The following is a 25,305-nucleotide window of genomic DNA, read 5'->3' on the forward strand; positions in this document are numbered from 1 at the left end:
CTATATTGGAATGGACCGAGTCTAGGTGCGGGGAGGGTGGGCTGAACAGGATGATTGATGCGGGTGATGGAGGGGCAAAAGATCAACCGGGCGCCCATTGCAGGCACCCGGTCGTATTGCGGTTTAACCGATAGTCATCAAGCTGGCATTACCACCCGCTGCAGCGGTGTTGACGCTCAGCGCACGCTCGATCACCAGGCGTTCCAGCGCAATGTTGGTTTCGCCCTGCGACAGGCCCTGAACCCCAATGATCGCGCCGGCACGCTTGGCCACTTGCTGGCAGACCGCACGCAACTGGTCGGAGTGGCCGTGATGCAGAACTGCATCGAACACCACTTCGTCCTTGTTCCAGTCGGCGACCAGCTTGATGCGCGCTTGCACGTCTTTCGGCAGACGAGCCAACAACGCTTTGCTCAGTTCACCTTCCGGCCACACCGCCGAGCCACCTACGGCCAGTACTGCAGCCAGTTGACTCAACAGATCGCTTTCGACTTCCGCCAGGCACAGCACGTGTTCACGCGGCAGGATTGCGTAGCTGTTGCGCTCGCCTGTCGGGCCGTTCAGCGTACGGGTGATACCGCTTTGCGATTGTGTGGCGAACTGCGTGCACAACGCGCTCAGTTCGGTCAGCTTGTGGCTGTCGGCCCAGGTTTTCAGGGCGGTCAGCGGTTTGCTCATGGCGTCACGCAGACGCACATCCGGCGCGCTCAGGGTATCGCCGCGAGCGAAGGATTGTTCGATTGCGTCGGTAGGACGCGTCGACAGCAAGCGGTACAGGTACAACGGACCACCGGCTTTCGGACCAGTACCCGACAGGCCTTCGCCACCGAACGGTTGCACACCGACCACGGCACCGACGATGTTGCGGTTGACGTAGACGTTACCGGCGTTGACGTTGTCGATCACCTTGGCGATGGTCTCGTCGATACGCGTGTGCACGCCCAGTGTCAGGCCGTAGCCGGAAGCGTTGATCTGCCCGATCAGTTGATCGATGTCTTTGCGCTTGTAGCGCACCACGTGTAGCACCGGGCCGAAGATCTCCCGCTGCAACTCGTCGAAGCTTTCCAGCTCGATCAGGGTTGGCATGACGAACGTGCCGCGTTTGCATTCTTCCATGTCGGCGATGGCGACCTGATAGACGTTGCGACCTTTGTCACGCATGGCCTGGATGTGTTTCTCGATGCCTGCTTTCGCTTCGGCATCGATCACCGGGCCAATGTCCACGGACAGGCGCTCAGGGTTGCCGAGGCGGCATTCAGCCATGGCGCCCTTGAGCATTTCGATCACGCGGTCGGCGGAATCTTCCTGCAAACACAGTACGCGCAGGGCCGAGCAGCGTTGGCCGGCACTGTCGAACGCCGAGGACACCACGTCAATGACCACTTGTTCGGTCAGTGCCGAAGAGTCGACGATCATCGCGTTCTGGCCACCGGTTTCGGCGATCAGCGGAATCGGACGGCCCTGGGCATCCAGGCGACCGGCGACGTTGCGTTGCAGCAAGCGCGCAACTTCGGTAGAACCCGTGAACATCACGCCTTTGACCCGGTCGTCGCCGACCAGACGGGCACCGACGGTTTCGCCACGGCCCGGCAGCAGTTGCAGCACGCCTTCCGGAATCCCGGCTTCGAGCAGTATGCGTACGGCTTGAGCGGCCACCAGCGGCGTTTGTTCCGCAGGCTTGGCCAGGACCGGGTTGCCGGCGGCCAGTGCGGCGGCGACTTGACCGCTGAAAATGGCCAGCGGGAAGTTCCACGGGCTGATGCACACCACCGGACCCAATGGGCGGTGGGCGTCGTTGGTGAAATCGTTGCGTGCCTGCACCGCGTAGTAACGCAGGAAGTCCACGGCTTCACGCACTTCGGCAATGGCGTTGGCGAAGGTCTTGCCGGCTTCACGAGCCAATAGGCCCATCAGCGGTTGAATCTCGCTTTCCATCAAATCGGCGGCACGTTCGAGAATTGCGGCGCGCTCGGCGGGCGGGGTGGCCTGCCAGATCGGAGCAGCGTTCAGTGCGCACTGGATGGCGTTGTCAGCGTCGGTGACGGTGGCTTCTTGCACATGACCGACCACATCGCGCAGGTCCGATGGGTTCAACACCGGTACCGGGGCTTCAGCGCTGGCGGCGCAGCCCAGCATCGGCGCGGCTTTCCAGTTGTTGTGCGCGGTGGCCAACAGGGCGCAGGACAGCGATGCCAGGCGATGTTCGTTGGCCAGGTCGATGCCGCTGGAGTTGGCGCGCTCGCTGCCATAGAGGTCGCGCGGCAGCGGGATACGCGGGTGCGGCAGACCGAAGCCGCCTTCCAGCGTGGCCATCTGCTCGATGCTGCTCACCGGATCGGCTACCAGCTCCTGAATCGAGATCGATTGGTCGGCGATACGGTTGACGAACGAAGTGTTCGCGCCGTTTTCCAGCAGGCGACGTACCAGGTACGCCAGCAGTGTTTCGTGAGTGCCGACCGGTGCGTACACGCGGCACGGACGGTTCAGCTTACCTTCGGAAACCTTGCCTACAACCTGTTCGTACAGCGGTTCGCCCATGCCGTGCAGGCACTGGAACTCGTACTGGCCGGGGTAATAGTTCTGACCGGCAATGTGATAAATCGCCGACAGGGTGTGGGCGTTGTGCGTGGCGAACTGCGGGTAGATGACTTCCGGCACCGAGAGCAGTTTGCGTGCGCAGGCGATGTAGGAAACGTCGGTGTACACCTTGCGGGTATAGACCGGATAGCCTTCCAGGCCTTCGACTTGGGCGCGTTTGATTTCGCTGTCCCAGTAGGCGCCTTTCACCAGGCGAATCATCAGGCGATGACGGCTGCGGCGAGCCAGGTCGATCACGTAGTCGATCACATACGGGCAACGCTTCTGGTAGGCCTGGATCACGAAACCAATGCCGTTCCAGCCGGTCAGTTGCGGCTCGAAGCACAGGCGCTCGAGCAGATCCAGCGACAGCTCGAGGCGGTCGGCTTCTTCGGCGTCGATGTTCAGGCCGATGTCATATTGCTTGGCCAACAGGGTCAGCGACAGCAAGCGCGGGTACAGCTCGTCCATCACGCGCTCGTACTGGGCGCGGCTGTAACGCGGGTGCAGGGCCGAGAGCTTGATCGAGATGCCCGGGCCTTCATAAATGCCACGACCGTGGGAAGCCTTGCCGATCGAGTGGATGGCTTGCTCGTAGGACGCGAGGTATTTCTGCGCGTCATGTTCGGTCAGTGCGGCTTCACCGAGCATGTCGTAGGAATAGCGGAAGCCTTTGGCTTCGAACTTGCTGGCGTTGGCCAGGGCTTCGGCGATGGTTTCGCCGGTGACGAACTGCTCGCCCATCAGGCGCATGGCCATGTCGACGCCCTTGCGAATCATCGGCTCGCCGCTTTTGCCGATGATCCGGCTCAGGGACGAAGTCAGGCCGGCTTCGTTGTGGGTGGCGACCAGTTTGCCGGTCAGCAACAGGCCCCAGGTGGCGGCGTTGACGAACAGCGACGGGCTATTGCCCAGGTGCGGCTGCCAGTTGCCGGTGCTGATCTTGTCGCGGATCAGTGCATCGCGAGTGCCTTTGTCCGGGATACGCAGCAGCGCTTCGGCCAGGCACATCAGCGCCACGCCTTCCTGGGATGACAGGGAAAATTCCTGCAACAGGCCCTGAACAATACCTGCACGGCCGCCGGCGCTCTTCTGATTGCGCAGTTTTTCCGCAATCGAGGCGGCAAGCTTGTTGGTGGCGTCGCACATTGGGGCTGGCAGGCGCGCCTGCTCGATCAGCATCGGCACCACTTCCGGCTCCGGACGACGGTAGGCGGCGGTGATCGAGGCGCGCAGTACCGATTGCGGAAGGATGCTTTCAGCGAATTCGAGGAAGCACTGATGGGCGTGATCGACGTGGACCTCGGCGCCTTCATCGGCTTCGGAGCGGGTCAAGCCGCTCAGCTCGGTCAGGGTTGCACCACCCTCGAGTTTTTCCAGGTAATTGAAAATCGCCTGTTTGATCAGCCAATGCGGCGTGCGATCAATCGAGGTCGCGGCAGCTTTGAGGCGCTCGCGGGTCGGGTCATCGAGTTTGACCCCAAGGGTGGTGGTAGCCATATTTTTATCCTCATGTTTGCCACGACTGCGTGGCATCAGCTGGCGGCAAGATTAGCCGTGCGCCGAAAGAGGTGCAACCGGGTGCAACCCTTTTTTTGTCGGAATAATCGGCAGCTTGTCAGGAAATAAATTCTGGTTCGTGGCCTCTGCTCTTGCTTGGTGCTTTTTGCAGCAGTTAGCGAAGGTTCTTGCTCCGAAAAGGAGCAAAAACCGCTGTTTAAAAGAAATTTTGTATTAGGTGCAACTTATTCCCAAAAACTGGTTGCACCTCATTTGCTTTGTTGAATAGCATTCGCGCACCAAGGTGCAACCGCTGTTGATGCGGTTCATCGGCTGATGGCTTTCCTGGGGAAACATCAGTCATAAATGCGCGGATGCCCTGATCGTCTCTCAAACGTCATTGTTTGGCGGCGGTTCAGCAGACCGCCGCTACATAAAAACAAAGCCAGGGCGTAACTCAATGAGTGCAAGCAATCCAACCTTGATCACGTTCGTGATCTACATCGCGGCAATGGTGCTGATCGGCTTCATGGCCTATCGCTCCACCAACAACCTTTCTGACTACATTCTGGGTGGCCGTAGCCTGGGCAGCGTCGTGACTGCGCTTTCCGCAGGTGCCTCCGACATGAGTGGCTGGTTGTTGATGGGCCTGCCGGGCGCCATCTACATGTCGGGTCTGTCGGAAAGCTGGATCGCCATCGGCCTGATCGTCGGTGCGTACCTGAACTGGCTGTTCGTGGCCGGCCGGCTGCGCGTGCAGACTGAACACAACGGCGATGCGCTGACGCTTCCGGATTACTTCTCCAGCCGTTTTGAAGACAAGAGCGGTTTGCTGCGGATCATCTCTGCTGTGGTGATCCTGGTGTTCTTCACCATTTATTGCGCCTCCGGCATCGTGGCCGGTGCCCGTCTGTTTGAAAGCACTTTCGGCATGTCCTACGAGACTGCATTGTGGGCCGGCGCTGCGGCGACGATTGCCTACACCTTTGTCGGTGGTTTCCTGGCGGTGAGCTGGACTGACACCGTACAAGCCACGCTGATGATCTTCGCCCTGTTGCTGACACCGATCATCGTGTTGCTGGCTACCGGCGGCATCGACACCACCTTCCTGGCCATCGAAGCGCAAGATCCAGGCAACTTCGACATGCTGAAAAACACCAGCTTCATCGGCATCATTTCGCTGATGGGCTGGGGGCTGGGCTACTTCGGTCAGCCGCACATCCTGGCGCGCTTCATGGCGGCGGATTCGGTCAAGTCGATTGCCAACGCCCGTCGCATCTCCATGACCTGGATGATCCTGTGCCTGGGCGGCACCGTGGCGGTTGGCTTCTTTGGTATCGCTTACTTCTCGGCGAACCCGGCCGTGGCAATGCCGGTAAGTGAAAACCACGAGCGCGTGTTCATCGAACTGGCCAAGATCCTGTTTAACCCATGGATCGCCGGCGTGCTGCTGTCGGCCATTCTGGCTGCCGTGATGAGTACCCTGAGCTGCCAGTTGCTGGTGTGCTCGAGTGCCCTGACCGAAGACTTCTACAAATCCTTCCTGCGTAAAAACGCTTCCCAGGTTGAACTGGTCTGGGTTGGTCGCGCGATGGTTCTGGCCGTTGCACTGATCGCCATCGCATTGGCTGCCAACCCGGAAAACCGTGTGCTGGGTCTGGTCAGCTACGCCTGGGCCGGCTTCGGTGCTGCGTTTGGTCCGGTGGTATTGATCTCGGTACTGTGGAAAGGCATGACCCGTAACGGCGCACTGGCCGGTATCGTGGTGGGTGCGCTCACCGTGATCGTCTGGAAGCACTTCAACCTGCTGGGTCTGTACGAAATCATCCCGGGCTTCATCTTCGCCAGCCTCGCTATTTTGCTGGTCAGCAAAATGGGTGAGCCGTCGGCCGGTATGCTGCAGCGTTTCGCCGCGGCGGAAAAAGATTTCCACCTGAACAAGTGATCGGATGAGCTGATGCTCTAATCCTTCGCTGAATAAAAACGGCTCGCAGCCTTATGGATGCGGGCCGTTTTTTCGTCCGCCGGTTTAAGCCATCGCGCGATCCCTGTAGCAGCCTGCGTCCGGCTGCGCAGCAGTCGTAAAACCATTCACCGCATTTCTTCAGGTAAACCGCAGAGGATGGTTTTACGACCGCTACGCGCTCGAACGCAGGCTGCGCCAGCTGCTACAGGGATCGTGTTGTGGCTCAAGAAGGCGTCGATACAGCCCGTCCGACAGGAATGTCTGTAGTGGTTCATCCCGATATCTGAAGGAAAATTCTCTAAAAAATCAGGGCAAATCTGATTTTTCTGACCCTCGATCTCCCCCCCTTGTCGCTCATGCAGAATCGCCCGCCTTCATTCTGCTTCAGAGGCATCGGATGCTCACGTCTGCCCATCAACCGCATTTCACGTTGACCCTCGACGGCGTCCAGAATGAGCTCAAAGTGCTTGAGTTCACGGGCAAGGAAGCCATCAGCCAACCCTTTCGTTTCGACCTGGAACTGGTCAGTGAGCGCCCGGACCTCGACCTCGATAGCCTGCTGTATCGTCAGGCTTTTCTCGGTTTTGACGCGCAAGGCGCTGGTGTTCACGGTCAGGTTTATCGCATCGCCCAAGGCGATTCGGGCACGCGCCTGACTCGTTATCAGATCAGTCTGGTGCCGCGCCTGGCCTATCTTGGTCAACGCATCAACCAGAGAATCTTCCAGCATAAAAGCGTTCCCGAGATCATTGCTCTGGTGCTCAAGGATCACGGCATCTTGGGTGATGCATTCGAGTTACAGCTTGGCAGCCAATACCCCAAGCGCGAGTACTGCGTGCAATTCGCCGAAAGCGATCTGGAATTTATTCAGCGGTTGTGCGCCGAGATCGGCATTCACTACCACTTCCAGCACAGCCCGCACGGCCATCTGCTGGTGTTCGGTGACGACCAGACAGTTTTCCGCAAGCCGGCGCAGCCGACCCTTTACTTGCCAGGCAGCGGAATGGCCGCCGACCAGCCTGCGATCAAGCGCTTCAACGTCCGCCTGGAAACCCGCACCACTGCAGTCACCCGTCGCGACTATGACTTCCACAAACCCGGCCTGTTGCTGCAAAGCGCTGTCGACAGCGAGCAGCGTACGGTGCTGGAGGATTACCGCTATCCCGGTCAGTTCACCGATCGCGACCACGGCAAACACCTGGCGCAACGGGCGCTGGAGCGCCATGGCGCGGATTTCCGTCAGGCCGAAGGTCGCAGTGATCAATCGGCGTTGCTCACCGGCCATTTTCTGAAGATCGCCGAACACCCGCGCACAGAGTGGAATGACCTGTGGCTACTGACAGAAATTCAGCACCACGGCCGGCAACCGCAAGTGCTGGAAGAGTCCGCTGACAGCGGTGATTTTCAGGGGTATCGCAATACCTTTCTGGCGACGCCGTGGGACGTACCGTTTCGTCCGCCTTTGGCCGAAAACAAGCCGCGGGTTCCGGGCTATCAGAACGCGGTCGTCACTGGGCCGACCGATAGCGAAATCCATTGCGACGAGTTTGGGCGGGTCAAGGTGCAATTTGCCTGGGACCGCGAAGGCCAGCGCAACGAACATTCCAGTTGTTGGCTGCGAGTCGCCAGTGGCTGGACTCATGACGGTTACGGCAGTGCGCTGATCCCGCGGGTTGGAATGGAAGTGTTGGTGGGGTTTGTCGATGCCGACCCGGACAAACCCTTGGTCATGGCGTGCTTGGCAAATGGGGCCAATTCGGTGCCGCTCGATCTGCCGGCAGACAAGACCCGCAGCATTTTTCGCAGCCAGAGCAGTCCCGGTGGCGGTGGTTACAACGAACTGCGCATTGAAGACCGCAAGGGCGCCGAGGAAATCTATCTGCGGGCCCAGCGCGACTGGACACAACACGTATTGCACGACTTGCACACGCAAGTGGGCAACCAGCGAAGTGTGGTGGTCGCGGGTCTCGATCGCCATGAACTGAAGGCTGACGAACAGCGCATCACCCACGGTCAGCGCCAAACCGAAGTGAAGCAGGACGATCATCTGGTAGTGGTTGGCGATCGGCACATTCGGGTGACCAGTCAGGCGCTCAATGCCAGTCAGCAATTCCATGTCAGCGCCGGCCAGCAAGTGGTCATCGACGGTGGTGCCAGCGCGACCATTCAGGCGGGCGGGCAGTGGATCAACATCAGCGCTGCCGGGATCTTCAGCAGTGTGCCGATTCAGCTGGGTGGCGCGCCGATGGTGGCGATGGTTACGGCTGCGCCGAAGTCGCTGGACGTTCCATTGAAACTCGCCATAACTCCAATTGCGCTGCTGAGCGCCGCACAGATTCTGAGCCTGAAAAGCGACGCGCCGTTCTGCGAAGAGTGCGAGCGCTGCAAGGAGGGTGTCTGTGCAGCCTGATGCCTTGTCACCTCGTGCCTGGCTGGAGCGCCATCCGCTGAAACCTTCCGAGCAGTTGTTCGCGGTGTTCGGCAATGCGAGCTCTGCCGAGCCCCTTAAAGCCTGGCAACGCTCGATCACTACGCAAGCACCGAGCGCCATCTGGGCCGACAGCGCATACGCCGAGTGGATGTCGGTGATGCCCTATGTCGGCATCGTCGCTGCGGACAGTGAGTTTCTGGAGTGGGTCGCCACTACCGAGTCTCGCGACTGGGGTTGGCTGGCGGTGTCTTCTGCTCCTCAAGAGGCTTTGGTCGACCATCTGCGCAGCCTTACGCAAGCCCTGTTGCCCAACGGCAACGCAGTATTTTTCCGTTTCTGGGACGGACGTTATTTGCTGCCGATTCTTCAGTCTGCACAGGTTGATGTCGCGCAACTGATGCCGCCGATCGGGCGCTGCCTGATCAATGGGCAGGCCCTGGAAATCGGTGGCTGTGCGCTGAAAACATCGAAGGTTTTTCCATGGTGGGAGATTCCCGGCGCGCTATTGGAACAGCTCGCGGTGCAGTCTGCCGCCACCCGAATCAACAACCTGCTGACGTGGCTGAGCGACGATCGCCCGGACCTGTACGAAGCCTTTTCCGAAAGCGTTTTACGGCACAAGGTCGCGATCTTTCTTGACGCACCTGACCTGCCTCAAGCACCGAAAACTGCCTTGGTGGAGTTCCTGATGGCGGAGCTGAACTGATGGAGCAGATCGTACGTATCGAGCAGGAATTCGACAGCTTTAAAGACACCCTCAGCCTCTACCGCGAACAACTCAACCACTGGTTCATCAAGGCCGCCGACAAGGTTAGCCACGCTACTGACATGTCGTCGCTGATGGGCATGGAACGGCTGATCAAGTTCGGCAGCACGACCACTGCGGTGGGCAGCGGCGATGACGATTTCATCTCCAGTGTGGCGCAGTGTCCGGCCGGCGGCCTGTTGCAGATCGAGAGCAAGTTCGAATCGGTCTACGACATTCCGCTGGGGAATATTCAGGTCGATGTGATTGCCGTGGAGGGCGGTGAAAAGACGCCGGTCCTGCTGGATGAAAACGGCAAAGGGACGTTTAAGGGGACCGCCGGGAAGTTCTATCGGGTTCATGTCCAGAGCGAAGTGACGCCGGAGCAAGTCGATGAGCTTTTTGACGCTTACGACGGATTGACCGATGAGCTGGAAACCTGGCTGCGCAGCGAGTGGGAAGGGTTCAAGCCGCAGTGGTCGCAGCAGTCGGCGTCGGCATCGCTGGCGGCGGTGGGCAATGGAATGCTCGCCGGCAGTTGGGCGGCGATTCAGGGTGTCTGGGATGGGATTGGCGAGCTGAGCGACATCTTGAAGAATCCCGAAGCCTTTGTCGAAAAGCTTGGGGACAGCGCCGGGCAACTGGCTGATCTGGCCGAAAGCGCTCCGGACTTGATGGAAAAAGCCATGCTGCTGGCCAGTGATGAAGCGGCGCTGTGTTTGTTGATGCGCACCGCAGCACTGTGGCTGGAAATGTTGCCACCGACGCAACTGGCCGGCACCTCGGCCGAGGCCATTTCCAAGGTGGTGGTTGGTTTGATCATCGACCTGCTGATTGGCTTGGTGCTGAGCGTGGTCGGCATCGGTGTTGCCTGGTTGACGGTGCGCCTGGCCAGGTACGGCCCGCAGATTTTTCAGGCAGCCATGGGTTTCGTGAGGTCGATGATCACGATCATCAACAACTTCATGACCTACGTTGACCGCTACAAAAAAGTCGCCGCACGGGGTGTCGTAGCGGGCCTGAAAAAAGGTCGGATGCAACTGCGCTGGAATGGCCGCAAAAATTCCACGCTGAATAAACACGAACCTCACGTCGACGTCCCGGCGCAGGCGAAAAACCCCAACGGCGACAGCGCCGATTCGGCAGATAAAACCGCCACCAACAAATGCCCGGTGTCGATGGTCACTGGCGAAGAACTGCTGACCCTGGTCGATGGTTCGCTCGACGGGATTCTGCCGTTCGACTTCACCCGGCTCTATCGCACCAGCGCCGCCGAGATCGATAGCGGACTGGGCTTTGGCTGGAGCCATTCGCTGGCGCACCGCCTGGAAATCGATGGCGACAACGTCATCTGGATCGACCACGAAAACCGTCGTACGGCATTGCCGTTACCGAACGTCGAGCGCCCGGCGATCCATAACAGTCTCGCGCGGGCGGCGATTTATCTGGGTGATGAGCCCGAGGAACTGATCCTCGCCCAGGCCGGCGACGACGCGCGTTTTTATCACTTTCATAACGGCCGGCTGACGACCGTCAGCGACGCTTACAACAACCGATTGCGCATCACCCGCGACCGTCAGGAACGCATCAAGCGCCTCGATAACGGCGTGGGCCGCGCCTTGCTGTTGCGCTATGACCGCAGACATTTGATCGCCGTCGATTACCAGCGTTTTGTCCCGGCTCCAACCCTCGACGAGGCGTGGCACACCGAGCAGACGCTGGTCAATTATCGCTACGACGAACGCGATCAACTGATCGAAGCGACCAACGCCGCAGGCGAAAGCGAGCGCTACGACTACGACGATCAGCAGGTCATTTTGCAGCGGCAATTGGCCGGTGGCGCGAGCTTTTTCTGGGAGTGGGAAAGGTCCGGCAAGGCTGCCAGATGCATTCGGCACTGGGCGTCGTTTTCGCAGATGGACGCGCAGTACGTCTGGGATGACCAAGGCGGTGTCACTGTCCTGAATATCGATGGCAGCGAAGAGGTTTACGTCCATGACGATCGGGCGCGGCTAGTGCGCAAGGTCGACCTGGAAGGTGGCGAACATCTCAAGGCCTACGATGACAAAGGTCGGCTGATTGCCGAGCAGGATCCGCTGGGGGCCGTCACTGAGTACCGTTACGACGAGGTTGGACGGCTTGTCGCGCTGATTCCACCAGAAGACGAACCGACGGCCTACGAATACCGCGACGGTTTCCTGCATGCGCGGTATCGCGGTAAAGCCGTGTGGAAGTATCAGCGCAATGCTCAGGGTGATGTCACTGAAGCGACTGATCCTGACGGGCATGTCACGCATTACCACTACGACCCTCAGGGGCGGCTGCTGTCGATCCGTTATCCAGACACCAGTCGGCATGTGTTCGTCTGGAGCGGCTTGGGGCAACTGCTCGAAGAAACGTTGCCCGACGGCGGCCAACGTCGGTTTTCCTACGATGCTTTGGGGCGGCAGATTACCCGGCAGGACGAACACGGTGCCGTCACCCACTACCAATGGGATGCCGTCGGAAGGCTGATTCAGACAACACTTCCCAGCGGTGCCAGCCGCGCCTTGAGCTACAACGCCTACGGAAAAATCATCGCCGAACGCGATGAGCAGGGCCAGGTCACGCGCTATGAATACGCCGACGACTTGCACCTGGTCAGCCGTCGAATCAATGCCGACGGCACACAACTGCGTTATCGCTACGACAACGCGCGGTTGTTGCTGACAGAAATCGAGAACGAGTCCGGCGAAAAGTATCAGCTGGACTACACACCCAATGGCCTGATCCGACAGGAAACCGGTTTCGACGGCCGCCGCACCGCCTATGCCTACGACCTCAACGGCCATCTGCTGGAGAAAACCGAGTTCGGCGATGACGGCTCAACGCTGATCACCACCTACCAGCGGGACTCGGCAGGACGACTGCTGGTCAAGACGCTGCCCGATGGCGTCAACGTCGAGTATGGCTACGACGGTCTCGGCCGACTGGTCAGCGTCGATGACGGCCACGACCACCCGTTGGAGTTCGAGTACGACCAGCAGGACCGCCTGATCACCGAGCATCAGGGTTGGGGCACCTTGCGTTATGGCTACGACGCCTGCGGCCAGCTCAATCGCCTGCGCTTACCGGACAACAGCACACTCGATTATCACCACGCCAAGGGCGGCGCGCTCAGCGCTATCGACCTCAACGGCACACGGCTGACCACGCACGTCTTTAAAGCAGGGCGTGAGCGACAACGCCAGCAAGGCCAACTGCTTAGCCAGTACCACCATGACGAACAGGGCCGGTTGCAATCCCACGCGGTCAACCAGTCAGACCGCCCGCTGTACATGCGCCACTACAGTTATGCGGTCAATGGCAACCTGGCTGCCATCGCTGACAGTCGCCACGGTCAGCGCAGCTATTACTACGACGCGCTCAACCGCCTGACCCGCGTACGCCATGCCCGCGGCGAACCCGCGCAAAGCTTTGAGCACGACCCGGCCGGCAACCTGCAAATGCACGATCGCCCGGGCCTGGCGACGATCAAAGGCAACCGCCTGCTGCTGCAAGGCGACCGCCATTACGACTACGACGCCTTCGGCAACCTGATCTTTGAGCGCCGCGGCACCGCGCAGAAACTCGTTACCGAATACCGCTACGACTGCCAACACCGGTTGATCGGCGTCACGCTGCCGGATGGCAAAACTGCCAGCTACCGCTATGACGCCTTCGGTCGGCGCATCGCCAAAACCGTCGATGGCCACACCACCGAGTTCTTCTGGCAAGGCGACAACCTCGTCGCCGAACGCGGCAAAGAACACTACCGCAGCTACGTCTACGAACCCGGCAGCTTCCGCCCCCTGGCCATGCTCGACGGCTTCGGTCCGCGCAAGGCCTGTCCGTTCTACTACCAACTCGACCACCTCGGCACCCCGCAGGAACTGACGGATTACAGCGGCGAGATCGTCTGGTCGGCGACCTACAAGGCCTACGGAAAACTCGCCAGCCTGAAGCACTTCGGTGAAGAACAACTCGAGCAGCCATTGCGCTTTCAGGGGCAGTACTTCGATGCCGAAAGCGGCCTGCACTACAACCGCCATCGCTACTACAATCCAGACATCGGCCGCTACCTGACACCCGACCCGATCAAATTGGCGGGCGGGCTGAACGGCTACCAGTACACCCCGAATCCAACGGGGTGGATTGACCCGCTGGGGTTGAACGGAAATTGTCCGCCACCGAACAAGCCAGATTGTAAGGCGCCGGATGATGTGGGTGGCGCGGCGGTTGATGAGGGTGAGCCGCCACTGCCGAAGCTGACGGGTGAGCAGCGGCGGGAGAGGATTGATGAGTTGGCAGAAGGCGTTGCTTTTCGGCGCTTGGAAGAAATGGAGAGATCCATTAGAGGTGCCCACTTTTTGCAAAAGCATGGTAAGCAAACGACATTAGAAGCTCAGCGCGAACGGGCGATAACGGGAAGAAATCCAACAACAGGTATCGTTGAAACGTACGATAATGGCAGGAAGGCGGGGCTGCCAAAAATACCAAGTGCTGCGACTAGGTTTACAAGCTATGGAGATCAGCTAAATGCAATATATCGTGCACAGCTAATTCTTAAGCGTAACGATCTGGCGGCTTCCAAAGAGCCGATGAATATGGGTAAGCAGATTGGAGAAGGCTATAAGCGCGGGGGAGTGGAGTACGGGAGGCAAACTAACGCCGTAGTCATTTTGAACAGAAATGGTGATCCAATAACTTCTTATACGGATTTTTGATTATGAAACGTGCGCCTAAACTGTCTATCTTGCGGGGCTTACTGTTCCTCTTTGATATTGATAATGTTGACGATCCTGAAAGAGAGGAGGTCATAGTTTCGAAGAATGTGAATGATAGGGTTGAGCTTGCTCAGTTGTTTGATTTGCTGATGAGGTCGGAATTTATTTCCTTTAGTGATGGTGATCGAGAGTGGTATATCGACACATTGAAATACTACCTGGGTACCGATGAGAACTTTGACTCCATCTTCACCAAAATAACGACTTATTTTGATGAAGATGTTGAAGATCAACGTCAATTTATGCAGGTGCTTTTGGAGTGTTTGATGCGCTATCAGTCCGAACTATTGCAACGGTAATAGGTGCATGAGCATTTGGCGGAATGAGATTGTAGATTTACGACCGCTTCGCGCTCGATCGCCGGCAGGCCATGGGTATCTACATATTTTTCAGTTCTGCTCAGATCACTTGTAGGAGCTGCCGCAGGCTGCGATCTTTTGATCCGGCGTTCTTGCAGACGCCAAAAGATCGCAGCCTTCGGCAGCTCCTACAGGCGGTCCTGACGTTCGGCGCGGTACAAGGTAAACTTCGCCTCCTTCGCAGGAGCAGCCATGAATTATCGTCACGCCTTCCACGCCGGCAATCACGCCGATGTGTTCAAACACCTGACCTTGACCCGCCTCATCGCCTTGATGTCGCGCAAGGAGCAGCCGTTTGCCTATCTCGACACCCACGCCGGCATTGGTCTGTATGACCTGCAGGGCGATCAGGCGAGCCGTACCGGTGAATACCTGGAAGGCATCGCACGCTTGTGGGGCGAGCAGGATCTGCCGCCGCTGACCGCCGATTACATGCGCGTCTTGCATGAGATGAACCCGGATGGCGAGTTGCGCTACTACCCTGGCTCGCCGGAGTTGGCGCGGCGTTTGACCCGTCCGCAGGACCGGGTGTTGCTCAACGAGAAGCACCCGGAAGACGGGCTGTTGCTCAAGGACAACATGAAAGGCGATCGCCGGGTCAAAGTGCACTTGGGCGAAGGCTGGCACGTGCCACGGGCTTTGTTGCCGGTGCCGGAGAAGCGTGGGTTGATGCTGATTGATCCGCCGTTCGAGAAGCTCGACGAGATGCAGCGTTGTGCCGCGTCGCTGAAAGAAGCGATTGGCCGGATGCGTCAAACCGTGGCGGCGATCTGGTACCCGGTGAAGGACCAGCGCATGTTGCGTCGGTTCTACCAGGACCTGGCGGGCACCGGTGCGCCGAAGTTGTTGCGCGTGGAGTTGTTGGTGCATCCGCTGGATACGCCAAACAGCCTGAACGGTTCCGGGCTGGCGATTGCCAATCCGCCGTGGGGGCTGGAGGAAGAGTTGCGCGAGTTGCTGCCGTGGCTGTCGAAGAAGCTCGGCCAGACCCAGGGCGGGTGGCAGATGGATTGGTTGATCGCGGAGTAATGTGTGGCGAGGGAGCTTGCTCCCGCTCGGCTGCGAAGCAGTCGTAAAATCGGTATATAGGTTCTATCTGAAAGAACGTTGTCACTGATTTCAGGGCCGCTTCGCGCCCCAGCGGGAGCAAGCTCCCTCGCCACAGGTACTGCGTTCACCCATCAAATCGGGCAGGTCACGCCCGTGCCGCCAATCCCGCAATACCCTTCCGGGTTCTTCGCCAGGTATTGCTGGTGATAGGCCTCGGCGTAGTAAAACGTCGGGGCTTCTTCGATTTCAGTGGTGATGGTGCCGAGGCCGGCCTTGGTCAGTTCAGCCTGGAACACTTCCTTGCTGGCCTTGGCCGCTGCCAGTTGGCTTGGGTTGGTGGCGTAGATCACCGAGCGGTACTGAGTGCCGATGTCGTTGCCCTGGCGCATACCCTGCGTCGGGTTGTGCAGTTCCCAGAACATCGCCAGCAATTGTTCGTAGCTGACCTTTTCCGGCTCGTAGACCACGAGCACGACTTCGCTGTGGCCCGTCAGGCCCGAGCAGACTTCTTCGTAGGTCGGGTTCGGTGTGAAGCCACCGGCGTAACCCACCGACGTGCTGTACACACCTTCGCGCTGCCAGAAGCGCCGCTCGGCGCCCCAGAAGCAACCCAGGCCGAAGATCGCGAAATCCACGTTGCCCGGGAACGGGCCCAGCAGTGGATGGCCGTTGACGAAGTGTTCGTCCGGCACTTTTATCGGAGTTTCGCGGCCAGGCAGAGCTTGTTCTTTAGTTGGGAGCACGTTTTTGTTCACCAGAATTTCCGAGCGCAGAACCATGATCAGTCCTCTCAGTCAGGTTGGGATGAGCGATATACGCAATAAGACCCACAGTGTGCCCGAGTGTTACAGCGCTGTCAGGCGATTGGGCCACGCGGATAGCGTTTCAGCTTCTCGATCAGCTCGGCGCCCGGAATCGGCCGGTCGAACAGGTAACCCTGGCCGACATCGCAACGGTGGCGACGGAGGAACGCCAGTTGTTCGGCGGTTTCGATGCCTTCGGCGACCACTTTGAGCTTGAGATTATGGGCCATGGCGATCACGGCCGAGGTGATTTCCATGTCGTCCTGGTTGTCCGGGATTTCATGGATGAAGCTGCGATCGATCTTGATGATGTCGATCGGGAATTTTTTCAGGTAGCTGAGCGATGAGTAACCGGTGCCGAAGTCGTCCATGGCCAGGGTCAGGCCCAGACGCTTGAGTTGGTCGAGCTGCAAGTGCGTATCTTCGGTGGCTTCCAACAGCAGGCCTTCGGTCAGTTCCAGCTCCAGCAAGCGCGCGGGCAGCTGTTCTTCCTTGAGGATGTTGGCAATCGAGGACACCAGGTCCGGATCGGAAAACTGCTTGGGCGACAGGTTGATCGCCACCTGCAAATTGCCCAGCCCGGCGGCGGTCAGCTCTTTGCTCATGCGACATGCCTGGCGGGCAATCCATTTGCCAATGGGAATGATCAGGCCGGTTTCTTCGGCGACGCTGATGAACTGATCCGGGCGGATCATGCCCTTTTCCGGATGGTTCCAGCGCAGTAACGCTTCCATCCCCAGCAAGCGCCCGGAGCGCAGGCACAGCTTGGGCTGGTAGAACACGTCCAGCTCGTTCTGGGTCAGGGCGCGGCGCAGGTTATTTTCCACAAACAGCTTATAGCTGGCCTCGGCGTTCAGCGCTTCGGTAAACACCTGAACCTGATGTTTGCCGTTGGCCTTGGCCTTGTGCAGCGCGAGCCCTGCGTTACGCATCAGGGTTTGCGGATCGCGGCCGTGCAGCGGTGCGCAAGCCAGCCCCACGGAACCCGTGACGCTGATCAACTGGTTGTCGACGAACATCGGTTTATCCAGCGTCATCAACAATTGGCTGGCGATCTGTTGGCCGGCTTTAAGGCTGGTGTCGTCGAGCAGCACCGCGAACTCGTTACTGGCGAAACGCGCCAGGCTGCCGCTCGGGCTCAGGCTGTTGCGCAGTCGCCGGGCCAGGCTGATCAACAGTTTGTCGCCGGTCTGGTGGCCGAGGCTGTCATTGATCCGCTTGAAGTTGTCGATGTCCACTAGCAGCAGGCAGATCGGGCTGTCGCTGTCGCGGGCGAAACGCTCGTCGAGGTTGCGGATGAACGCCGGACGGTTGCCCAGGTTGGTCAGGTTGTCGGTGTAGGCCAGGCGCTCGATACGTTGCTGGGCGAGCTTGGTCTGGGTGATGTCTTCGTAGATGCCGATGTAGTGGGTCAGCTCACGGTTGTCGCCGTAGACCTTGGAGATCGACAACTGGCCCCAGTAGGGTTCGAGGTTTTTGCGCCGGCTCTTGAACTCGCCCTGCCAGCTGTTGCTCTTGGCCAGGCTTGAGGGCGCGTCGAACAGTAATTCGCTGAGGTTCTCCAGCGCCGGCAGTTCCGACAGCCGATGGCCGTGGACTTCTTCGGTGCTGTACTGGGTGATCGCCGTGAAGCTCGGGTTGACGTACTCGACCACACCGTCGCAATTGACCAGCAAAAAGGCGTTGGCACTTTGCTCGACCGCGCGCTGGAACAGGTGCAGGGCGCTGGTGGCAGTGCGGCGGTTGTGGTTGTTGATGACCTGGGCGAATTGGTCGGCCAGCTCGCCGGCAAAGGCGATTTCGTCCGACTGCCAGGCGCGGGTCATGCCGGTTTGCTCCAGGCACAGCACGCCGACTACCTGACCATCGACACGGATGCTGGCGTCGAGCATGGCATTGATGTCACGCGGGCGCAGGCTCTCGGCCATGCTTCGGGTGCGCGGGTCGCGCATGGCATTGTGGGCGTCGATTGCGCGGCTGGTGTGCAAGGCTTCCAGGTAATCCGGGAAGTTGCTGGCGTCAATCACGTCCGGTAACCAGTGCTCTTGAGAGTCGCGGTGGTAGGCGGAAATCGGCACCAGCTTCTGGCCTTCGAGGTTCCACAGGCTCGCGCAGTCGATTTCATAGATGTCGCAGGCGCTACGGGTGATCAGTTCGGCGGCTTCTTGCAAGGAGTTGCCGGTGCTGTAGCGCTGGCGGGCGAGCAGCAGGATCAGGTCTTGCTGGGCGCGAACGCGATCCAGGTGCAGCAGTTGTTCCTGCTGGGCGCGCTGGTTCAGTTCCAGGGCAATCTGCAGGCGCGAGTTCTGGGTTTCCAGGTCCAGCGCCGGTAGCAGCGGATCATCGGTAAACAAACCGTCGACCACCAGCAGATAGCCGCGTAGCAGGTGGCGATTGTGTTGTTTATAGGCTTCGCCCAATTCAAGCAGGCTGAGGGAGCCTTGGGCGGTGTGCAGCGTGTAGCGGACCAGGTAATGCGGGCTTGCGGTCAATTGCTGCTGGATCGCATCGTGCAACTGATAGCGCGCTTCGGGCTCCATCAGGCTCGCATAGGGTGAGCCGACCAGAGCGCACAGCTCGACAGCGGGCAAACCGAACTGGCGTTCGCAGTTTGGGTCAAGGAACAGCAGCGCCCAGCTTGGTTCATTCAGCCGTTCGAAACGCAGCATGCCGAGCCGCGAGGGCACGGGCAACTGCGTCACTACCTCGGCCACCATACGGCTGGCGGCATCGGGATGGCTTTTCATGGAAGAAACTCGCTTCGAAAATGCTGATCGCGCCGGGCTCGCGCCCTCTTTACTGTTGCCTGCGGCAAGGTTGCATCATGCTGCACTGACTGACAAGTAAGGATGAAGGCTAAGTGCTATAAGACTGTATCGGCGAGGGCGGGGGTTTCTCCAGCCGGGGGCTGAAAGTAATGTGGTAGTGCGAAAAGATCGCCGCCTTGGGGGAGCTGCCGAAGGCTGCGATATTTTCCAGGCTTAACGCAATTTAATGTTTGTCGATTGCAGAGGGTTGCCCTCCCGGTCGTGATAACCGACGCGAATCTGCTGTGCGTCGACCACCAGGTGCGCAAAGTTATCCTGGCTGACCACGTTACTGGTCAGTTGGTGGTGATAGTCGCCCGCGGCAGTCCGCACCAGTGGCTGGTCGAGTACGAAGGTCGAGGCTTTGGCGTAGGGCAGCAGTGCGCTGTTGCACAGAGGCGACGAGACGATGGTGTGAACCTCGAAGTCCGGGTCTTCGCTGTGACTCAGGCGGCTGGTGAGCGAACCATGAACATCACCGGAAACGATGATGACGTTCTTGATCTTGTGGGTCCGGATGGTTTCCAGCAGGCGCAGGCGCTGCTCGGGAAAGGCTTGCCAGGCGTCGTCGCCATAGTGCTTGCGGTCGGGGTAGAGCATCACGCTGGTGACCACGAACTTGACCCGTGCCGGGCTGTTGATCAGCCATTTGAACAAGGCTTGTTCCTGCTCCGCATCGAGGATACGTCGGTCATCGGCCGCGAGCGTGCGTCGGGTTCGACTGTCGGTCACGAACCATTCGATATCCCCTTCGGAAAACTGATACCAGTAATGTTTTAGTTTGCGGCTGGGTTGCCCGTTGGGCAGTAACTCATGAACAGGGCTATGACTGGCCTGATATAACTCATACGCGGCCATTGCGTTGGTGTAGAGGAGTTTGTCGTCTGCGCTTTCGTTGGCGGGCCAGTTGTCTTCTATTTCGTGGTCATCGAGGATCATGTAAGTCGCAAGGGATGCCATTACCTTCTTTATATGTGGCTGGGAAAAGGCGGCTCGATACTTGCCGAGTATTTCCGTGTACTCCCGGTCAGGGGCGATTATGTTCAGGTCATCCAGATAAACCTGGTCACCCGTCATCAACAAGGCGCTGATCGGTGGCGATGCTGTTTCAGCCAGGGCGCCGATGGCGGCAAAAATCCGGTCGCCCTTGGCGGGTGCCGACGGCTCGCCCGCTGTCATGCGCAGGTAGCGGCATGAGCCAACGATATAGCCGCGTGCTGCAGTGGTTTTGCTTGAGGCGGTGCGAAAGCGGTAGATCTCTTTCGGCCATTGCAGGAGTAGCTCTTGCACCGTTTCCACGGTGTGTACCGGGCTCATGGTACTGAACCAGCCAGCCTGGTACTCATAGGCGGTATCGGCGTCGAGGTTGTTGAGCGCAATAACGTCGGACAGGTCGCGAAGTGCTGTTAACGCAACAAACTGACCGGTGGGCCAGTGAGTATCATCGGCGCGGCGATAACGTATCCCCGCAAAGGCCGGGGCATTGTTTTCTATATCGCCGCGTAAAAAAATGCGCACATGGTTAGTTGTGGTATGGCCAATAATCGGGCCGACAGTCGGTTTAAACATTTTCGAATCCGTTCGAAATGTAGCGGTGAAAGTTACAGTGTTTTGTGAAAGCAGTCAGTGTGCTTTGTTGGCACTATCCTATTGTTCGTCAGGTGATAAATATTGATAGGTAAGTGGACTTTGGCTGTGGTCTGAATAAGCCACGAAAGTAGTCTCGACTGCTATCGGCGGTAGGAATACATACAACGCGTGATCGAACGTTGACGCATGCTTAAGTGGCGGGTGTTTTTCCGGGCAAAAAAAAGCCCCGCCAAATTGGCGGGGTTGAGGTACGAGCGTGGCGCTCGGAAAACGTGGAGCGCGAGTGGCCCTCCGGTGAAGGAGGGCCGCTCGGTCTTTACAGCAGAATGGTGCGGATGTCGCCCAGCAGGTCGCTCAGACGCTTGGTGAAGCGTGCAGCAGCAGCGCCGTTGATCACACGGTGATCGTAGGACAGCGACAGTGGCAGCATCAGTTTCGGCTGGAAGGCTTTACCGTCCCAGACTGGCTGGATGGTTGCCTTGGAAACACCGAGGATCGCCACTTCCGGCGCGTTGACGATCGGCGTGAAGCCGGTGCCGCCAATGTGCCCGAGGCTGGAAATCGTGAAGCAGGCACCTTGCATCTCGTCTGCCGAGAGCTTCTTGGTCCGGGCTTTTTCAGCCAGGGAAGCGGCTTCGGCAGCCAGTTGCAGCAGGCTCTTCTGGTCGACGTTCTTGATGACCGGTACCAGCAGGCCTTCAGGAGTGTCGACGGCGAAGCCGATGTTCACGTATTTCTTGCGGATGATCGCTTTGCCGCTTGGCGCCAGCGAGCTGTTGAAGTCCGGCAGCTCCTTGAGCAGGTGCGCGCAGGACTTGAGCAGCAGTGGCAGTACGGTCAGCTTGACGCCAGCCTTCTCGGCCACGGCTTTCTGTGCGACACGGAAAGCTTCCAGCTCAGTGATGTCAGCCGAATCGAACTGGGTCACGTGAGGCACGTTCAGCCAGCTGCGGTGCAGGTTGGCGGCGCCAGCCTGCATCAGGCGGGTCATCGGCACTTCTTCGATTTCACCGAAGCGGCTGAAGTCCACGACCGGAATCGGCGGAATACCGGCACCGCCGGTTGCGCCTGCGGCTGGAGCTTCTTTGGCCTTCTGCATCATGGCTTTGACGTAAACCTGCACGTCTTCCTTGAGCACACGACCGTGTGGGCCGCTTGGGCTCACCGCGTTCAGCTCGACGCCGAACTCACGGGCCAGCTGACGAACCGCCGGGCCTGCGTGAACCTTGGCACCGCTTGGCGCTGGAGCTTGCACCGGCGCCGGAGCGGCCTCGGTTTTTGCAGCAGGCGCAGCAGGTGCAGCAGCGGCAGGCGCAGCGGCTTGAGCCGGGGCAGCGGCAGCTGGTGCTGGCGCAGCAGGTGCAGCAGCGCCTGCCACTTTCAGCTTGAGGATAAAGTCGCCAGTGCCGACTTCGTCTTCGAGCTTGACCGCGATGCTTTCCACTACGCCGGCAGCCGGCGAAGGGATTTCCATGCTGGCCTTGTCAGACTCCAGGGTGATCAGCGATTGATCAGCCTCAACGGTGTCGCCAACCTTGACCAGTACTTCGATGATCTTGGCCTTGCCCGACGAGCCGATGTCCGGGACGTGAATGTCCTGAACGGTGGCAGCAGCAGGCGCAGCGGCTGGCGCTGGAGCAGCTTGCGGTGCCGGTGCAGCAGCAGGTGCTGCAGCGGCCGCAGGTGCAGCGGCCGGAGCCGCAGGTGCCGCAGCGGCACCCTCGACTTCCAGTTCCATCAGCTCGTCGCCTTCTTTCAGGCGATCGCCCAGCTTCACTTTCAGGCTCTTGATGACGCCGGCCTTGGGGGCCGGAATCTCCATGCTCGCCTTGTCCGACTCAAGTGTCAGCAGGCTCTGGTCAGCTTCGATGCGATCACCGACCTTGACCAGCAATTCAATTACTTCACCTTCACCGCTGCCGATGTCAGGTACGCGAATGAGTTCGCTCACAGAGTCTCTCCTCAGCAGTCCAGTGGGTTGCGTTTTTCCGGGTTGATACCGAACTTGACGATGGCTTCAGCCACCACCTTAGGTTCGATGTCACCACGGTCAGCCAGCGCTTCAAGGGCTGCCAACACCACGAAATGACGGTCGACTTCGAAGAAATGACGCAGTTTCTTGCGGCTGTCGCTGCGGCCGAAACCGTCGGTGCCCAGCACTTTGAATTCCTTGGACGGAACCCACTGACGGATCTGCTCGGCGAACAGCTTCATGTAGTCGGTCGACGCGATGACCGGACCTTTACGGCCGATCAGGCAGTCTTCAACGTAGCTGCGCTTAGGCTTCTGGCCAGGGTGCAGGCGATTGGTGCGCTCTACGGCCAGGCCATCACGACGCAGTTCGTTGAAGCTGGTAACGCTCCACACGTCAGCGCCGACGTTGAACTCTTCACGCAGAATCTTCGCCGCTTCACGAACTTCACGCAGGATGGTGCCGGAGCCCATCAGCTGAACGTGGTGCGCCGCTTCGCGGTTGTCTTCTTCGAGCAGGTACATGCCCTTGATGATGCCTTCTTCCACGCCGGCCGGCATGGCTGGCTGCTGGTAGGACTCGTTCATCACGGTGATGTAGTAGAAAACGTCCTGCTGCTCTTCGGTCATCTTCTTCATGCCGTCCTGGATGATCACCGCCAGCTCGTAGCCGTAGGTTGGATCAAAGGTGCGGCAGTTCGGGATGGTAGCGGCCAGAATGTGGCTGTGACCGTCTTCGTGTTGCAGGCCTTCGCCGTTCAGCGTGGTCCGGCCGGCGGTGCCGCCGATCAGGAAACCGCGGGTACGGCTGTCGCCAGCGGCCCAGGCCAGGTCGCCGATACGCTGGAAGCCGAACATCGAGTAGAAGATGTAGAACGGCAGCATTGGCTGGTTATGGCTGGAGTACGAAGTACCGGCAGCGATGAAGGAGCTCATGGCGCCCGCTTCGTTGATGCCTTCTTCGAGGATCTGGCCCTTCTTGTCTTCCTTGTAGAACATCACCTGGTCTTTATCGACTGGCTCGTAGAGCTGGCCGACGGACGAGTAGATGCCCAACTGACGGAACATGCCTTCCATACCGAAGGTACGGGCTTCGTCCGGGATAATCGGGACGATGCGCGGGCCGATGTCCTTGTCCTTGACCAGCTGCGCGAGGATCCGCACGAAGGCCATGGTGGTGGAAATTTCACGGTCGCCCGAGCCGTCGAGGATCGCCTTGAGGGTATCGAGCGATGGTGTCGGCACGCTGAAGCTCTGCGCGCGGCGCTGTGGCACGAAACCGCCCAGTGCAGTGCGGCGCTCGCTCAGGTAGCGGGCTTCGGCGCTGTTTGGCTCCGGTTTGAAGAATGGCAGGTTTTCCAGTTCTTCGTCTTTGACCGGAATGTCGAAGCGGTCACGGAACAACTTCAGGCTGTCGACATCGACTTTCTTGGTGTTGTGCGCGGTGTTTTTCGCTTCGCCGGCACCGGTGCCATAACCTTTGATGGTCTTGGCCAGGATGACGGTCGGTTGTTCTTTGTGGTTGACCGCTTCGTGGTACGCCGCGTAGACCTTGTACGGGTCGTGGCCGCCACGGTTGAGCTTCCAGATCTCGTCGTCGGACAGATCGGCAACCATCGCCTTGAGTTCTGGCGAGTTGAAGAAGTGTTCACGCACGAACGCGCCGTCTTTGGCTTTGTAGTTCTGGTACTCGCCGTCGATGACTTCGTCCATCCGGCGTTGCAGGATACCGTCGACGTCTTTGGCCAGCAGTGGGTCCCAGAAACGGCCCCAGATGACCTTGGTCACGTTCCACTGGGCACCGCGGAACACGCCTTCGAGTTCCTGGATGATCTTGCCGTTGCCGCGAACCGGGCCGTCGAGGCGCTGCAGGTTGCAGTTGATGACGAAGATCAGGTTGTCGAGCTTCTCGCGGCCAGCCAGCGAGATCGCACCCAGGGATTCCGGCTCGTCGCACTCGCCGTCGCCCAGGAAGCACCAGACTTTTTGCTTGCCTTCAGGGATGAAGCCGCGGGCTTCCAGGTACTTCATGAAGCGTGCCTGGTAGATCGCCTGGATCGGGCCCAGACCCATCGATACCGTCGGGAACTGCCAGAAATCAGGCATCAGCCAAGGGTGCGGGTAGGACGACAGACCGTTGCCATCGACTTCCTGGCGGAAGTTGTTCATCTGGTCTTCGGTGATGCGGCCTTCCATGAATGCACGGGCGTAAACGCCTGGCGAGGTGTGGCCCTGGAAGTAGATCAGGTCGCCGCCGTGTTCGTCGGTCGGGGCCTGGAAGAAATAGTTGAAGCCAATGTCGTACAGGGTTGCGCTGGAGGCGAAGCTGGAGATGTGACCGCCCAGGTCAGAATCTTTCAGGTTCGTACGCATCACCATGGCCATCGCGTTCCAGCGTACCAGCGAGCGAATGCGGCGTTCCATGAACAGGTCGCCAGGCATGCGTGCTTCGTGGGTAACGGGAATGGTGTTGCGGTATGGCGTGGTGATGGCGTAAGGCAATTGCGAACCGCTACGGGTTGCGAGTTCGCCCATACGGGTCATCAGATAGTGAGCACGGTCTTCGCCTTCTTTGTCGAGAACCGATTCCAGGGCGTCCAGCCATTCCTGGGTTTCGACGGGATCGAGGTCTTGCATGGCTTGCTCCAGGGCGGAAAGGCTTCCAGAATCGGTTGCCTGAGTTAGCGACTGGCCTTGTGGG

Annotated in this window: 12 protein-coding genes; 6 read left to right on the top strand and 6 right to left on the bottom strand. The window is 59.3% G+C overall.

The window, feature by feature from the left end:
* Positions 1 to 123: 123 nt before the first annotated feature.
* Complete coding sequence (gene putA, locus AABM55_RS02240; RefSeq protein ID WP_347928708.1) at positions 124 to 4,077, bottom strand: trifunctional transcriptional regulator/proline dehydrogenase/L-glutamate gamma-semialdehyde dehydrogenase; 3,954 nt, start codon at positions 4,075 to 4,077, stop codon at positions 124 to 126.
* A gap of 460 nt (positions 4,078 to 4,537) precedes the next feature.
* Here putA and putP point away from each other — a divergent pair, with 460 nt between their 5' ends.
* The 6 genes from putP to AABM55_RS02270 all read left to right on the top strand — a co-directional run bounded on the left by putP (position 4,538) and on the right by AABM55_RS02270 (position 15,412).
* Positions 4,538 to 6,022, top strand: a complete 1,485-nt coding sequence (gene putP, locus AABM55_RS02245) for a sodium/proline symporter PutP (protein ID WP_103320384.1) — start codon at positions 4,538 to 4,540, stop codon at positions 6,020 to 6,022.
* 418 nt (positions 6,023 to 6,440) lie between these two features.
* Positions 6,441 to 8,453 (top strand): type VI secretion system tip protein VgrG, encoded by a 2,013-nt coding sequence (locus tag AABM55_RS02250; protein ID WP_347928709.1) that lies wholly within the window; start codon positions 6,441 to 6,443, stop codon positions 8,451 to 8,453.
* Entirely contained in the window at positions 8,443 to 9,180 is a 738-nt protein-coding gene (locus AABM55_RS02255; RefSeq protein WP_103320379.1) for a DUF4123 domain-containing protein, read from the top strand. The genes AABM55_RS02250 and AABM55_RS02255 overlap by 11 nt, the downstream gene beginning before the upstream one ends.
* Positions 9,180 to 13,964: an RHS repeat-associated core domain-containing protein gene (locus tag AABM55_RS02260; protein WP_347928710.1), complete on the top strand. Its 4,785-nt coding sequence runs from the start codon at positions 9,180 to 9,182 to the stop codon at positions 13,962 to 13,964. The genes AABM55_RS02255 and AABM55_RS02260 overlap by 1 nt, the downstream gene beginning before the upstream one ends.
* 2 nt (positions 13,965 to 13,966) lie before the next feature.
* Positions 13,967 to 14,323 (top strand): hypothetical protein, encoded by a 357-nt coding sequence (locus AABM55_RS02265; RefSeq protein ID WP_054595294.1) that lies wholly within the window; start codon positions 13,967 to 13,969, stop codon positions 14,321 to 14,323.
* A 252-nt stretch (positions 14,324 to 14,575) separates the two neighbouring features.
* Positions 14,576 to 15,412, top strand: a complete 837-nt coding sequence (locus AABM55_RS02270; RefSeq protein WP_054595295.1) for a 23S rRNA (adenine(2030)-N(6))-methyltransferase RlmJ — start codon at positions 14,576 to 14,578, stop codon at positions 15,410 to 15,412.
* A 152-nt stretch (positions 15,413 to 15,564) separates the two neighbouring features.
* Here the strand turns inward: AABM55_RS02270 and msrA are convergent, their stop codons facing one another.
* The 5 genes from msrA to aceE all read right to left on the bottom strand — a co-directional run bounded on the left by msrA (position 15,565) and on the right by aceE (position 25,241).
* On the bottom strand, positions 15,565 to 16,212 hold the full coding sequence (gene msrA / locus AABM55_RS02275; RefSeq protein WP_054595296.1) for a peptide-methionine (S)-S-oxide reductase MsrA: 648 nt from the start codon (positions 16,210 to 16,212) through the stop codon (positions 15,565 to 15,567).
* Positions 16,213 to 16,289: 77 nt separating this feature from the next.
* The gene (locus AABM55_RS02280; RefSeq protein ID WP_054595297.1) at positions 16,290 to 18,983 is read right to left on the bottom strand and encodes a GGDEF and EAL domain-containing protein; all 2,694 of its coding nucleotides are present in this window, start codon (positions 18,981 to 18,983) and stop codon (positions 16,290 to 16,292) included.
* 234 nt (positions 18,984 to 19,217) lie between these two features.
* Positions 19,218 to 20,612 (bottom strand): alkaline phosphatase D family protein, encoded by a 1,395-nt coding sequence (locus AABM55_RS02285; RefSeq protein ID WP_347928711.1) that lies wholly within the window; start codon positions 20,610 to 20,612, stop codon positions 19,218 to 19,220.
* A gap of 337 nt (positions 20,613 to 20,949) precedes the next feature.
* Positions 20,950 to 22,584 carry a dihydrolipoyllysine-residue acetyltransferase gene (gene aceF / locus AABM55_RS02290; RefSeq protein ID WP_347928712.1) on the bottom strand — a complete coding sequence of 545 codons (1,635 nt, stop codon included), beginning with the start codon at positions 22,582 to 22,584 and terminating at the stop codon, positions 20,950 to 20,952.
* An 11-nt stretch (positions 22,585 to 22,595) separates the two neighbouring features.
* Positions 22,596 to 25,241 (bottom strand): pyruvate dehydrogenase (acetyl-transferring), homodimeric type, encoded by a 2,646-nt coding sequence (aceE, locus tag AABM55_RS02295; protein WP_054595300.1) that lies wholly within the window; start codon positions 25,239 to 25,241, stop codon positions 22,596 to 22,598.
* Positions 25,242 to 25,305 lie beyond the last annotated feature (64 nt).

It is taken from the genome of Pseudomonas helvetica, from assembly GCF_039908645.1.
Lineage (GTDB): Bacteria > Pseudomonadota > Gammaproteobacteria > Pseudomonadales > Pseudomonadaceae > Aquipseudomonas > Aquipseudomonas helvetica.